General features: G+C 64.3%; 12 protein-coding genes and 1 pseudogene. 12 read left to right on the top strand and 1 reads right to left on the bottom strand.

Translation table 11 applies throughout. The features are described from left to right. Positions 1-702 precede the first annotated feature (702 nt). Positions 703-1,000: pseudogene (locus E3U25_RS11465) on the bottom strand (integrase core domain-containing protein); the annotation flags it as partial. Here E3U25_RS11465 and E3U25_RS11470 point away from each other — a divergent pair. The 12 genes from E3U25_RS11470 to E3U25_RS11525 all read left to right on the top strand — a co-directional run bounded on the left by E3U25_RS11470 (position 975) and on the right by E3U25_RS11525 (position 14,086). Then, positions 975-1,487 carry a DUF2840 domain-containing protein gene (locus E3U25_RS11470; protein WP_244295334.1) on the top strand — a complete coding sequence of 171 codons (513 nt, stop codon included), beginning with the start codon at positions 975-977 and terminating at the stop codon, positions 1,485-1,487. The pseudogene E3U25_RS11465 and the gene E3U25_RS11470 sit on opposite strands and share 26 nt — an antisense overlap. Continuing rightward, entirely contained in the window at positions 1,484-2,029 is a 546-nt protein-coding gene (locus E3U25_RS11475; RefSeq protein ID WP_208861631.1) for a S26 family signal peptidase, read from the top strand. Before E3U25_RS11470 ends, E3U25_RS11475 begins: the two co-directional genes overlap by 4 nt. Before the next feature lie 36 nt (positions 2,030-2,065). After that, positions 2,066-2,179, top strand: a complete 114-nt coding sequence (locus tag E3U25_RS11480; protein ID WP_072464205.1) for a DUF736 family protein — start codon at positions 2,066-2,068, stop codon at positions 2,177-2,179. 144 nt (positions 2,180-2,323) lie between these two features. Then, a complete protein-coding gene (locus tag E3U25_RS11485; protein ID WP_208861632.1) occupies positions 2,324-3,445 on the top strand; it encodes a DUF3363 domain-containing protein in 1,122 nt (373 codons plus the stop codon). Positions 3,446-3,754: 309 nt separating this feature from the next. Beyond that, a complete protein-coding gene (locus E3U25_RS11490; protein ID WP_036760333.1) occupies positions 3,755-4,276 on the top strand; it encodes an RNA polymerase sigma factor in 522 nt (173 codons plus the stop codon). A gap of 122 nt (positions 4,277-4,398) precedes the next feature. Next, a complete protein-coding gene (locus tag E3U25_RS11495) occupies positions 4,399-5,361 on the top strand; it encodes a FecR family protein (protein ID WP_116222539.1) in 963 nt (320 codons plus the stop codon). 187 nt (positions 5,362-5,548) lie between these two features. Further along, positions 5,549-8,035 (top strand): TonB-dependent siderophore receptor, encoded by a 2,487-nt coding sequence (locus E3U25_RS11500; protein ID WP_166435574.1) that lies wholly within the window; start codon positions 5,549-5,551, stop codon positions 8,033-8,035. A gap of 143 nt (positions 8,036-8,178) precedes the next feature. After that, on the top strand, positions 8,179-9,354 hold the full coding sequence (locus E3U25_RS11505; protein WP_116222541.1) for a YncE family protein: 1,176 nt from the start codon (positions 8,179-8,181) through the stop codon (positions 9,352-9,354). 270 nt (positions 9,355-9,624) lie between these two features. Next, a complete protein-coding gene (locus tag E3U25_RS11510; RefSeq protein WP_116222542.1) occupies positions 9,625-10,815 on the top strand; it encodes an efflux RND transporter periplasmic adaptor subunit in 1,191 nt (396 codons plus the stop codon). After that, on the top strand, positions 10,812-12,755 hold the full coding sequence (locus tag E3U25_RS11515) for an ABC transporter permease (RefSeq protein WP_116220569.1): 1,944 nt from the start codon (positions 10,812-10,814) through the stop codon (positions 12,753-12,755). Before E3U25_RS11510 ends, E3U25_RS11515 begins: the two co-directional genes overlap by 4 nt. 187 nt (positions 12,756-12,942) lie before the next feature. Beyond that, entirely contained in the window at positions 12,943-13,788 is an 846-nt protein-coding gene (locus E3U25_RS11520; RefSeq protein WP_244295279.1) for a LysR family transcriptional regulator, read from the top strand. Positions 13,789-13,795: 7 nt separating this feature from the next. Then, positions 13,796-14,086, top strand: a complete 291-nt coding sequence (locus tag E3U25_RS11525) for a DUF4167 domain-containing protein (protein ID WP_166435575.1) — start codon at positions 13,796-13,798, stop codon at positions 14,084-14,086. The last annotated feature ends 248 nt before the right edge of the window (positions 14,087-14,334 follow it).

Raw genomic sequence — 14,334 nt, forward strand, 5'->3', positions numbered from 1 at the left:
TGGTTGAGCCGATAGACTATTAGTATTGTGGCATAGTTGCTTTGCGTGATGACAACTACGCAGCAGTTCGAAACAGACCATAACTGCCATATGGTGGAAGTGAGCCTTTGGTGAGATGATTGGTTGAAGTAAACTGCCAGGATTGATGAATGCGCACACCTGCAACCACCTTTACTTGCTCCGGGCGCAAGTAAAGATCATAGCTTGCCCCGCAACCAACGATAATTGCGAAACCTCCAAAGCCCCGGCTGCGGAGGTTTTTTGCTGCCTAGGCGACGGCCTCCGCGACGCCTCCATCCGCCCCAGAAGATTGTCCAGCGCCTCGGCCTCCGACAGGAAATCCGGGTTCTTCCTGCCCGCCGCGAAGCGCAGGATCGCGCCGAGGTCGCCGCGCAGCACGATGGCCAGTTCGCCATCCTCCGGCACCAGCGTCACCTGCTCGACCAGCGAGTGCAGGATCTCCGCCGCCTGCGCACGGTTGTCCTCGTGCCGCAGGTTCTCGGAAAGCTCTGCGATGCGTTGAGCATAGAGCGCCGCCATGTTCGGGTGCAGCAGGGGCGGCGGCTCGTCGGCATTGGCCAGTTTTGCGGTCAACTCGGCCTTGCGGGCTTCCAGCCGCTTCATGTCGTCGACGATGGCCTGGATCGGGCCGCCGGCCTTCAGCGCGGCCAGCAGCTTCGACAGTTCCCGGTCGATACGGGGAAGCTCGTCGCGCAGGCTGCCATTGAATGACTCGATGTAGCCATTTTGCCGGGGCTTGCCCGGATCGATATAATGCCATTCGACGCCGTTCTCGTTGGCCCATTTCAGGATCGCCTTGCTGGTGAACTCGGTGCCCCTCCTCGGGAAAACGATCCCCCGGATCGTTTTCTGATCCTCGTCGATCACTGACGACACAGGCCGGCTTGCCGTAGATCCTGACCAGCGCATCCAGTTCCCGCGCCACCCTGGCCCCCGAGATGCTGGTGTCGGCGATCAAGGCGAGGTTTTCGCGGCAGCAGGGGAACGATCCCGCCGGTGCAGCGCCAGTCACCACCCTGGTCGAGCTGACCTTCCAGCGAAAGAAGATCGAGCGCTGGATCAGGTTCGGCCGCAAGAGCTATGAGCAGATCATCGACCGCCGCCGCAGCCTCGTCGGTTTCGCGCCGGATGCGGTCCTCGCCTTCGTCCGCTGGGCCTCGAACGACTACGGCACGATCGTTTCCCGCATCGACATTGTGCGGGCAATCGGTCGCGGCGAGCCGTTCCAGACGCTACCCTTCGTCCGCCCCGGCGGTGAAATCCTGTTGCGCCTCAGTGGCTGGCCGAAGGTGCAGCACGCCTTGCAGGTGATCGACGCCGTGGAGGCGCTTGGCTTTGATCCGACGGAAGTATCGCCGGACTATTGGCGGTACGTCCACAATCGCCTGACCGCCGGTCTGGAGCCGCATCCCTATACGCCCGAACGCCATGCCGCATGGATCGGCCGCCGGAGGATCGACCCATGACGTCCGCCGGATATTTCTGGGCAACATATCTGACGGCGCTGACCGTCCTCGGCCTTTCGCTGCTCGACATCGCGCCGCGGCTGATCTGGAATGCCAGCGCCAGCGTGCCGGTCGGGTTCTACATGCTGCGCCCGGAGCCGCAGCCGGCCATCGGCGATCTGGTCGCCGTCATGCCGCCTGAACCGCTCGCCGGTTTCATCGCCGAACGCGGCTATGTCGCGACGGTCGTGCCGCTCCTGAAGCGCGTGCTCGGCCTGCCGGGACAGCGGGTTTGCCGTGACGGTCTGACGGTCACGCTGGACGGGATCGGGATGGGCGAGGCGCTGGCGCGCGATCGGCTCGGCCGCGATCTGCCCGTCTGGCAGGGCTGCCGCGTGATCCGCGAGGGCGAGCTGCTCCTGATGAACCGGGAGGTCCGCGACAGCCTCGACGGCCGATATTTCGGCGCCATCCCCGCAAATTCCGTCATCGGTAGGGCGATCCCGCTCTGGACCGATGAGGAAGGCGACGGCCGCTTTGAATGGCGCGCGCCGACGCAGTGACTTCGCACTTCAACCATCAACCACAGGAGACTTGCCATGCCCCAGATCGGTCAGTTCACACGCGGGAAATCCGGGTTCGCCGGCCGCGTCCAGACCCTCACACTCGCCTTTGATCTGGCGATCAGACCCGCAAGCTCACCGACGAGATAGATCAGGATCGGTTCACGCGGCTCGACCGCGCCATGGCCGAGGAAGCCGATGCGCGGCATCTCGATCTGCGCCTTGAGCCCAGCACGCCCCCGGCGGCAATTCGAGCGAAGCCTTCGCCTGCGCCGGCTTGCCAGGCTGGAGAGCATGGGCCTCGCCACCGAACACGCGCCCGGTATCTGGGAATTGAGCGAGCGGCTGGAACCCACCCTGCGCGAGTTGGGCGCACGCGGCGACATCATCCGCACCATGCACGAGGCGCTGAAGGCCGATGGTCTGGACCGCGATCCGATGAGCTTCCAAATCCATGACGGATCGCCCGCATTGCCCATCACCGGCCGCGTTATCGACAAGCACCTGTCCGACGAACTGGGCGAGAACCTGACGGTCGTGGTGGACGGGATCGACGGCCGCACCCACCACATCGCCGGCATCGCGCCCGAGCGGCTGGAGGATGCCCGCATCGGCAGCATCGTCGAGATCGGCCCGGCCGAAGCGGCAGCCCGGCCGTCCGACCGCACCATCACCGCCATCGCCGAGGACGGCATCTATCGACCGAGCCGCCATCTGGAGCAGGCGAAGTTCGAGGGCCGCGTTCCGGGCGGCGACTATGAGGGCTATGTCGATGCCCATGTGCGCCGGCTGGAGGCGCTGCGCCGGGCCGGGATCGTCGAGCGCATCGACGCAGATCAATGGAGCATCCCCGATGATCTGGTCAGCCGCGCCGCCGCCCATGACGCCGGCCGCGACCGGCAAGCCAGTGTGCGCGTCCTGTCCCCGGTCGGTCTGGAAAAGCAGATCGGATTGGACGGCGCGACATGGCTGGACCGCCGATTGATCCATGGCGAGACGGCCGACCTTGCGCCGACCGGCTTCGGCCAGCAGGTGCGCGAGGCGATGGACCAGCGCCGCGAGCATCATATCGAACAGGGCGACGCCACCCGAGCACGGAATGGCCGCGTCTTTTACCGGCGCAACCTTCTCGCCACCTTGCGCGAGCGCGAGGTTGCCCGCGTCGGCGCGGTGATGGCCGAGAGCAAGGGGCTGCCGTTCCGCGCCGCCACGGACGGCGAGAACGTCAGCGGCAAGTTCACCGGCACCGTGCAGCTATCGAGCGGCAAGTTCGCCGTGGTTGAGCAATCCCATGAATTCACCCTTGTCCCGTGGCGGCCGGTCATCGACCGCCAGCTCGGCCGCGAGGTCATGGGCGTCGTGCAGGGCGGATCGGTGTCGTGGCAGTTAGGACGGCAGCGGGGGCTGGGCCTGTAGGTTGACCGCATCAGGCCGTGGTGCGGCGCGCAGACCTTGGCGCCGTGAATCCTCCTTGATGCGTCGGTGTTTATCTGTGGATGTGCCGTTGCCTCTTGCCGAGGCACACAATAGTGTGATGCGCGGGTCAGCTACCAGCCAGCTCAGTTGTTCAGCGTCATGTGTCGCTGCTCATGGTTGGAGAGCGGAATTCCGGAATGACCCCAGAAGAAAGCGACAGTCTCAGGCAGTTTGCAGTCATGTGGCATGGCCATATGCAGGAATCAGTTGTTCGGGGGCTGCTGTCCATGTCGGCGAGGGACGCGGGACATGGGCGAGCGTGACGATCCGCATGGGGTTTTCGGCGCTTTGATGAGCGGCTACGACAGGTTGACGCGCCGTCTGACGCGACGGTTGGGCACCGTATCCGATGCCCAGGACGTGATGCAGGATACGTGGCTCAAACTCGCCAGGGCGCAGGATGTTCAGGACATATCGAGCCCCGGCGCCTATGTCGGGCAGGTGGCGGAAAATCTGGCGATAGACCGACTTCGCGCGCAAGGGGTCCGCGAGAGGTACTTCACGACGGCGGAGTTCCATGACCGGCCTGCCGACCTTCCTTCGGCAGAACGTATCGTCGATTTTCGTCAGCGCGTGGCGCGTCTGGAAGCGATCATCGCTGACCTGCCGGCCCGGCAGCGACAGGTTTTTCTCATGCACAAGTTCGACGGGCTGAGCCATTCCGACATCGCCACCCGTCTGGGGATCAGCCGAAGCGCGGTGGAAAAGCTGATCATGAAGGCGCTCGCACAGTGCCGTGACGGTTTGGGTGACCTGCTTGATGACCTCTGATATGCGAAATCCACAACCGGGGGTGAGGTGGTTGGGTTCCTCATCCGTCTTGGATAGAGAAGGATCTCTCCACCTCGTCCCCATTTCCGTCCGGAAGACATATCCATTAGCCGGTGACCCCGATGGCACGAGCCAAAGATAGTCCAGACCTGCAAGGCCACGGAGGCGATGTCCGTGACGAGGCGCTTGCCTGGTTCGTGCGCATGAACTCGGGGGATGCCACAGAAGCCGACCGTGCCCGCCATGCCGCCTGGCTTGCCGCCGATCTCCGGCACCGGCAAGAATATGCGAAGCTCGGCGGAATCTGGAGCGACCTTGATGCTGTCCGGGATCCGCGGTCGATTACCCCGATGCCGCCGGTTACTCCGGTAATATCCCGACGCATGGTGCTGTCAGGCAGTATCGCGGCGGGGCTGGCCGGCGGCTACCTCGCGCTGAACGGCCTGCCGGATTTCCTGCAAAGCGACGAATACACCGGCACGGGCGAAACCCGTCGTGCCACGCTGGAAGACGGCAGCACCGTCGATCTTGATGCCGATACGGCCTTTGCGCTGGAATTCGACAATCAAGTCCGAGGCATCCATCTGCAGCGAGGGCGGGCGTTTTTCGACGTTGCAGCAGATCCTCGTCCGTTCCGCGTGCGTGCGGAGGGCGGGATCATCACTGCGCTGGGCACCCGTTTTTCCGTCCATCTCTGGGATGGCAGCACGACCATCGCGGTCGAGGAGCACGCCGTCACCGTGCAATCGACCGGGCTGGACGAGGTCCGGGTTGAAGAAGGCGAGCGCATCTCCTTCGGCAACGGTGCGCCCGGCACAGTGGAGCCTTTCGATGCCTATATCGAAACCGCATGGCTGCGCGGCAAGCTGATCTTCGAGGACCGGCCGCTCCGCCAGGTTCTGGCCGACGTCAATCGTTACCGCAGCGGAACCATCCAGGTCACCAGCGACAGGCTGCTGGACATGCGGGTCAGCGGCATCTTCGACATCTCCAACCCCGATGGGGTTCTGGAGGCCATCGAGAACACCCTTCCGGTGCGCAGCACTCATGTAACGCGCTATCTGGTCGTGCTGCGTCCCGCCTGACCGGGCCGCAGCCGATTTCCCGACAAAAAAGTTAAGAAAGTTTGCCGGAGGGGGTGAGGTGCCCCCGCCCAGTAGCCGTCTAGGGGATATCAGGCATCGTTTCGGGTGCCGCCTCAACCATATGGACGGGAGTTTTGATATCATGAGGCAGAGTTTCCCCCGCAGTCATGCCAAGGCGGGTCTTGGCATGCGCATTACCCTCGCGCTGTTGACGTCGACAGCCATCATCTCGGGCGGCGGGCTTTATCTTCCCGCAGCAGCCCAGGAGGCGTCAATTACTTATGCGGTGCCTGCCGGACCGCTCGGTTCGGCCATCACGCGTTTCGGTGAACGCTCTGGCCTCCAGATCCTCTACCCGGCCGATCTCGTGCGCGGCAAGCAGTCGCCGGGTGTGTCCGGAAATCTGACAGCGGATGAGGCGCTTTCCCGTCTCCTTGCGGGCAGCGGTCTGACGTATCAATACACCGCCGCCAATACGGTGACGATCGTGCCGATCAGCGCAGGGGCATCGGGCGTGGCCCCGGACGGCTCGATCATGCTGGACACGATTACGATTCAGGCAGGCGGTGCGAACACCGAGGGTAGCAACAGCTATACGACGACGGCCAGTACCATCGGGAAAACCGACGAGACCCTGCGGGAGACGCCGCAATCTGTCACAGTGATCACCACGCGGCAGATTAAGGATCGCGGTCTGACGGACCTTGGCGCCGCCATGAACAGCGCGACTGGTGTGACCGTGACCCCGGATCAGTACTATGGCGCGGGCCGATTTTTCGCGCGTGGCTTTGAAATCAGCAATTTGCGCATCGACGGCGGCGCGGTCGGCGTGACCAGTTCCTACGATGCGATCGGCAGTATCGGCTTATCGCGCTATGATCGCGTTGAGGTGCTACGTGGGGCCGATGGGCTGTTCTCGGGTAATGGCGAGGCGGGCGGTATCATTAGCCTGGTACGCAAGCGGCCGCTGGACGAGCGGGCAAGCACAGCCGAACTGTCCTACAGCAACTGGAATCGGGCGACGGTAAGCTATGACTACAGCACCCCGTTAACTAAGGATGGCGACGTGCGGGCGCGTATGATCCTTTCTGCGGAAAAGGGCGACACCTTCTATAACGGGGGCGAATTGGACAACCGGTCGTTCTACGCGATCATCGAAGCGGACCTAGGCGACAGCACCGTTCTAACCTTTGGTGGTAGCTACGATCGGCAGCGCAGTGCTCCCTGGTGGGCTGGTATGCCGCGCTATCTGGACGGTTCTGATATCGGCCTTCCAGTCGAAGCCAGCCTCGGCACCGATTGGGCCGATCTGGATCATAAGGGCTGGGAGATTTTTGCGGGTTTGCGGCATGACTTTGCCAATGGTTGGGTTTGGAATAGTAATCTTACTTATGCCGAGCATAAATACCGCGGCCTCTATGGCTACCTGGCAGGTGCGGTTGATCCGCTGACCGGCGATGGCTTGGTCTTTAACGGGTCACATAATTGGGCCGATGGTTATCAGATCCAAGCTGATACGAATATCTCTGGCGATTTTGATCTGCTTGGGCGTCGCGCAGATATTGTTATTGGCTTAGACTATGCAAAGCACAGCTCAGACGTAAACCGCAGCGAATTCACCGGACCAGCAGTCAATCTGGACGATGTGGACGATGCGAATTGGCCGATTGCGACTATACCGGATTTTCCTGGAGATTATTATTTCAATTTCCACCCATACACGGAAACGCGCTATGGTGTATACGCGCGTGGAAAGTTCGAAATGAGCGATCAAACCCGGATCATCCTTGGCGCGCGTTATGGAAATTACAAGTATTCCTTTCATCGAGCGAGTTACAATCGCGACGGGTCGGTGAATTGGCGTGAGGCTATTGATTACAGCGATAATGGGGTGCTGACGCCTTTTGCTGCAGTATCGCATGACCTCAACCGGGATTGGACAGCATATGCAAGCGTTGCAACGATTTATCAATCGCAATCACGCTATTTGCGTGGCCCTGAGCCGGGATCGCCGTTAAACCCGATTACCGGACGCACCTTCGAAACTGGTCTTAAGGGAGAACTTCTGGGGGGAGCAATGAACGCAAGCCTCGCGGCTTACTATACTAAGCGCGAGGGCGAGGCCGTTCGGGATCCCCGTTACGCTGGTGCGTCTAACCCAGGAAATGGTAGTAGTTGCTGTTATCTCGACGATGGTGAGGTAACTAGCAGGGGGTTGGACATAGAGGTTTCAGGTGAGGTCGCGTCAGGGCTTCAACTATTCGCCGGCTATACGCTTAATATCAACAAAAATAAAGAAACTAACGGTGTTTACAGCGCCATCACACCAAGACATCTGTTGAAGGTATGGGCGAACTACAACCTTCCTAATGATTATTCGAAGTGGACGATCGGCGCCGGCCTGCGCGCGCAAAGCACCACCAAGGTTAGTGGGACGGAGTGGGTTGAGCGTGCCGGTGGGGAGTGGAGCGAGGTACCCTTCAATTTTGGGCAAGGTGGATATGCCGTAGCGGATCTGAGTGTACGCTATGATTTCAGCGACGACGCGTCACTGACATTGAATATCAACAACGTCTTTGATAGAGGCTATTATGCGCAGCTCGGCACCTTGTCCAAGAACAATTTCTACGGCCCCCCGCGCGAGATCGCGTTGACGTTCCGCAGTACATTCTGAGGTAATCGTATTCATGTGAGGGTTCGGGAGTTTCAGAGTCTCGTGAGAACCCGAACCAATTCGTAATGGATGCGGTCATTGCTGGTCGTTTCCGCCCCTTCCCTTGAACCACCGTACTTGCGGCTCGAAACAGGAAGATACTGATGATCCCCTTAACTATCCGCACAGACTTGCTCCGTATGGTGCTGCCAGTGGCTTTGGCACTGACCTTAGCGATGCCCGCTGTCGCACAGCAGGCGCCGAATGAACCCGCACCGCTGACAACGGCCGAATTTGCCCCCGCCATGATCCGCACCGACACGATCCCCGGCGCCTATGAGGTCGTGCATTGGATGGAGGAAGGGCTGGCCTTCGTCGCGTCGGTGCCGTCCTTCGATGAAGGCACGGCGGGCTTCATCCATGTGCTGGACGCCGATGACCTGCACCCCATTCGCCAGATCCAGCTGCCCCGCCGGCCCTTTGCGCTGGCCTTGGACCGCAGAACCGGGCGGCTCTACGCCGGCAATACGCTGGACGGCTCGCTGACCGTGATCGACGCGAAGGGCGGGCAGATTCTCGACACCATCCAGCTCGGATTGGAAAAGGAGGAGGGCGGCTTCGAACACACCCGCATGATCACGCTGGACGAAGACAGGGGCCTTGCCTTCGTCACCAGTCCCGGCCGCGAGGGCGTGGTCTGGATTGTGGACCTGAAGGCGGGCGAGTTGCTGCACCGGATCGAGGGCGGGCTATGGCCGGCCGGTGCGGTTTATAATGCGAATGCGGGACGTTTCTACGCCAGCGGTGGCGGGATCGAGGAAATCTCGGTCATCGACGCGGTCAGCGGCGAGCGGGTAGGCATGATCTCGACCGGCGATACGACCGAGGAGGCGGCCGAGGCTTCACAGCATTTCTTCCTCAATCTGGCGATCGACACCGAAGGCCAGCGCCTGTTTGCGGCCGACGCGAACAAGGGTGCGATTTACGTCTTCGATATCGCCAACGGCAAGGTGGTCAATCAAATCCCTGTCGGCCCCGGCACGCTGGACGTGGCATTCAATCCTGCCCGGTCGGAGATTTATGCCACCTGGCGGGGCACGACACGGAAGGAAAACGCAGGCACCGGCGGGCTGGTGGTGATCGGTGCGCAGGACTATGCGGTAAAGCAGCGCATTCCGCTGCCCGTGCACCCCAACAGCATTGAGGTCAGCGAAGACGGCCAGACCCTGTTCGTGACCGTCAAGGTTCCGCATGACAAGGAGCATTCCGACTATCGCGAAGGCGCGCTGGATTCGGTCATTCGGGTCGATCTGGAGAAGCTGCCCGCTGCGTATCGATGAGAGTTTGAACGCGCGGTGCAGCATCCTGTTGCACCACGATTTGCGGTATGGGACATGAGCCTGGGCATGTGCCGGGGCTGCTGTCCGGCGCCGGAGCGTCCTGAGCCAGCCCTGCCGGCTGCCGGCCTCGCTATCTGCGAGAGCCCGGCACCGGGCCGCCAAGCCAGGTCAAGACGTATAGGATCGTGTTCGGGTCATCCGGGCAGGTCATACCGAACCATCGCAAGCCGTCGTCGCCAGCCCCGAACGGATCAAGGATGGGTTTGCCGAATGAACGCCCTCAATCACGGCGCGAAGATCCCTGCGCCATGGCAGGAATCGCCCCCGACCCGGCGCCCCGGCAAGCGGTGGGTCGTGCTGACCGTGCTGGCGCTGGCCGCCCTAGCCGGCGCGGGGCTGTGGCATCTGCGCGGGGGACCGCCCGCCGTCGCCTATGACACCGCGCCAGTCATCCGCCGCGACCTGGAAAACGCCGTGACCGCCTCGGGCCGGATCGAGCCCCATGCCCATGTCGATGTCGGCGCGCAGGTCTCGGGGCAGTTGCGCCGGCTGCATGTCGCCGCCGGCGACCGGGTCGAGGCCGGGCAGCTCTTGGCCGAGATCGACGCCGAGGTGCAGGCGGCGCAGGTCGAGGGCTTGCAGGCCGAACTGGCCCGCCTGGCCGCCGAGCGCAGCGAATTGCAGGCGCAGCTGGGCTTTGCCGAGCGCCAGGCCGGGCGGCATTCCTCGCTGGCCGGGCGCAGCAGCAGCCGGGTGACGCTGGAAGAGGCCGAGCGTGACCGCGACGTGCTGCGCGCCCGGATCGAGGCGCTGGACGCCACCATCCGCCGCAGCCGCGCCGGGTTGCGGGCCGAGGAGGCGACGCTGGCCCGCTCGCGCATCACCTCGCCCATGGCCGGCACCGTGGTCGCGGCGCTGGCACGCGAGGGGCAGACGCTGAACGCCAATTACGACACGCCGCTGATCCTGCGCATCGCCGACCTGGCCACCATGACGGTGCGCAGCGACGTCTCCGAGGCGGATGTGGTGCATCTGCGCCCCGGCATGCCGGTCTGGTTCACCACGCTCGGCTTTCCCGACCGCAAGCATCGCGCCACCCTGCGCCAGGTGCTGCCCGCGCCGCCGGTCAAGGAGGGCGAGGAGGCCAATTCCGTCGTCACCTATGTGGCGCTGTTCGACATCGCCAATCCGGGCGGCGCGCTGCTTTCGGGCATGACCGCGCAGGTCTTCTTCGTCACCGAAAGCGCGGCGGATGTGCTGGCCATCCCGGTCTCGGCGCTGGACGAGGACGGGGCCGTGCGCGTTCTCAGTGCGGCCGGCACGCCGGAAACCCGCCACCCCCGGACCGGGATGCGCACCCGCTCCCATGTCGAGATCACCTCGGGGCTGGAGGAAGGCGAGCTGGTGATCACCGGAGAACGCCCCACCGAGGGCGAGCCTTTGCTGAGGATCGCACCGTGACCGCCCCGGCGGATGACCCCCCGCTGATCCGCATCCGCGGGTTGCACCGGGTCTTCGGCGAGGGTGCGGCGCGCGCCCATGTGCTGCGCGGCATCGACCTCGACATCCGCGCGGGCGAGTTCGTGGCCATCGTCGGCACCTCGGGGTCCGGCAAGTCGACGCTGATGAACATCCTCGGCCTCCTGGACCGGCCGACGGCGGGCAGCTATCACCTGGCCGGGCAGGACGTGGCGCGGCTGTCGCGCGACGCGCAGGCGGGGCTGCGCAATCGCCTCTTCGGCTTCGTCTTCCAGCAATACAACCTGATCCCGACGCTGACGGCGCTGGAGAATGTCGCGCTGCCCGCCAGCCATGCCGGGGCCGCGCGCGAGGCGCGGCGGGCGCGGGCGGCGGCGCTGCTGGAAAGCCTCGGGCTGGGGCACCGGATGGGCGCGCGTCCCGCGCAGATGTCGGGCGGCCAGCAGCAGCGCGTGTCCATCGCGCGGGCGCTGATGAACGGCGGCGCGGTGATCCTGGCGGACGAGCCGACCGGCGCGCTCGACGCCGAAAGCGGCCGGCAGGTCATGCGGCTGCTCTCGGATCTTGCCGCCAAGGGCCATACGGTGATCCTGATCACCCATGACGCCGACATCGCCGCCCGCGCCGATCGGGTGATCCGCGTGGCCGAGGGGCGGATCGCCGGCGACAGCGGCTTTGCCCCGCCGGCCGAGCCCGCCCCGGCGTTGCCGCCGCCGGTCCACCGCCGCCCGGCGCTTCTCTCTACCCTGCGCGAGGCCGCCCGCGCGGCCTTTGCCGCCATCGCCGCCAGCCCGGTGCGCACCGCGCTGACGCTGTCGGGTATCGTCATCGGCGTGGCCTCGGTCGTCGCCATGCTGGCCATCGGTCGCGGCGCGCAGGAGGAATTCATCCGCCGCGCCTCGGCCATCGGCACCAACTGGGTCGTGGTCAGCTCGGACCAGGACACGCGCATGCCGCGCCGGCCGCTGACGCTTCAGGATGCGATGGCGCTGAAGGGCCTGCCCAATGTCGCGGGCGTGATGCCGGGGCGGTGGGAACAGGCGAGGGTCGCCGCGGGCGGGCTGTCCATCGACAGTGACATCCTGGGCACGGACCGCGATTTCCGCGGCGTGCATGGCTGGGACGTGGTGCGCGGCAGCTTCTTTTCCGAAACGGACGAGCGCGGCGGCAGCCCGGTGCTGCTTCTGGGCGCGACCGTGGCGCGGACGCTGTTTCCCGACACCCGCGATCCGACGGGCGAGTTCGTCATGGTCAACATGTCGCCCTTTCTGGTCGGCGGCGTGCTGGAGGCCAAGGGGCTGAGCCAGAACGGCAGCGACCGCGACAAGGTGGTGGCCATGCCGCTTGCCAGCCTGGAAAGCCGGGTCTACGGGCCGGGCGAGCTGTCGGTGATCGTGGTCGCATTGCAGGACATGGCGCGGCTTGAGGAAACCAACGCGCTGCTGCGCCGGGTGATGACCCAGCGCCACGGGGCCGAGGATTTCTGGCTGGCCGATGCGGCCGGGGCCTTTGCCGCGGCCGAGGCCGAGCGCGCCTCGCAGAACCTGCTGCTGGGCGCCATCGCGGCGATCTCGATCTTCGTCGGCGGCATCGGGGTGATGAACATCATGTTCATCACCGTGCGCGAACGCACGCGCGAGATCGGCATCCGCGCCGCCACCGGCGCCTCGATGCGCGACATCCTGGTGCAGTTCCTGACCGAGGCCACGGTGCTGTCGGCGCTTGGCGGCCTGGCCGGGCTGGCGCTGGCGGGCGGGATCGGCGCGGTCGCCGCCTCGGGCTTCGGCATGCCGGTGGTGTTTTCCGTCACCGTGGCGCTTGGCGCGCTGGCCGGCGCCACCGCCATGGGCGCCGCCTTCGGCCTGGTCCCCGCCATCCGCGCCGCCAGGCTAAGCCCAGTCGAGGCGCTGGCCAGCCAATGAGGAATTGAACCACCAACCGATTTTGCCTTTGCACGCCTGCCATCCGGATCTCCGCGTTCTCGTCCGGTCAGCCAGCCAGAACCATGGGCGGCAAACACGACGAGGGACAGGGCAGTAAGAGGAGGAACAGCATGGTCCGGGATTTTTTGCAGCCTCTGCAGGCATGTGGGTGTGAGGAGAATGGCCCATGAGCGGTGATGAATCCTCAGGTCAGCGGATGACCGCCCGCAGCAGCGTTGCCCGCGTCGGGCGGCGGATATCGCTGCTGTCGCTGACGCAGGTTCTCGCGGTGGCCGAACACCTGAACTTCCGTCATGCGGCCGAGGCGCTCGGCATGAGCCAGTCCAGCCTCAGCACGCGGATCCGCAACCTGGAAGAAGAGATCGGTATCATCGTCTTCGAGCGCCGCCACAGGGGCGTGCGTCTGACGGAGGCCGGGCGGGCCTTCGTGGCCGAGATCGCCGCCGGTCTCGGCCAGATCGACCACGCCGTCACCGAAGGGCCGGTCGAGGAAGCGGTTCCCGCCGTCATCGGGGATCATGTCGATATCGCCCTGGTGGTCGGCGATCCGCGTGCCCCGCAATGCCACAGCCGGTTGCTCTGGTCGGAGCCGCTGGTGTTGATGCTCGGCGAGAGCCATCGGCTTGCCGGGAGGGATGAGATCTTCTGGCGCGATCTGGACGGCGAGACCTTTCTGATCAGGCACGGTGGGGCAGGGCCGCTGGTGCGGGACCATGCCGTGCGGCGGATGGCGGAACATGGAATAACCCTGCATTTTCGCCGCGTCGACGTGGAACGGGACACGCTCATGCAGATGGTCGCCCATGGCGAGGGCGTCACTTTTTCCGGCACCAGTCTGAAGGCCTCGGTATCGGAAGGTCTGATCTGGCGCCGGATCGCGGATGACGACGAGCCGGTGCGGCTCTACGCGCTCTGGTCGCCGCAGAACCGCAGCAAGACCCTGCGCGATCTGCTCGCCCTCGCCGGAAAGACGCGGGCACGTTATCGCCCCGAAGATCGGTGCGAGCCATAGAGGCAGGATGAATCAGCAACGACACCAGCAGTATTTTCGGACTGGACAGCGCCGGCCGTCGAATATCGGCAGTCTCATCAACCGGATCTACGAGAGTTCAGGTCCGGCGGGGAAGCTCCGCGGCAGGGCGCAGGATCTGGTCACCACATATCTGTATCACGCACGGGAGGCGGCAGCGCGTAACGACAGCGTCGCGATGGAAGCCTGTCTGCAATATGCCGAGCATTACCGGCGGATCATGAACGGGATCAGGGAGGAGAGTGAGGAACGCCACCGGCAAGCGGCCCGGGACATCTGATCGCCCGTCCGAGCCGGTTCTTTCAGGCGAAGCGACCGCTGGCCTGGATGTCCGCCTTCCCATCCCAGGCCGGAGCTGCGACGAATGGCCCGGATTCGGACAGCGATCTGCGTCATGGCGGAGGTGGTCATTACAGAGGCGGGGCGGTAAAACGAGGCATCCGATCCATCCAGCCGGCGGTTTGCGACGGGATCGCCGCTACCGCCAAGCCAGAGACCATATCGGCAGAGATTCTTGGCTGGTGGTTT

The sequence above is a fragment of the Paracoccus versutus genome (assembly GCF_029909795.1).
GTDB lineage: Bacteria > Pseudomonadota > Alphaproteobacteria > Rhodobacterales > Rhodobacteraceae > Paracoccus > Paracoccus versutus.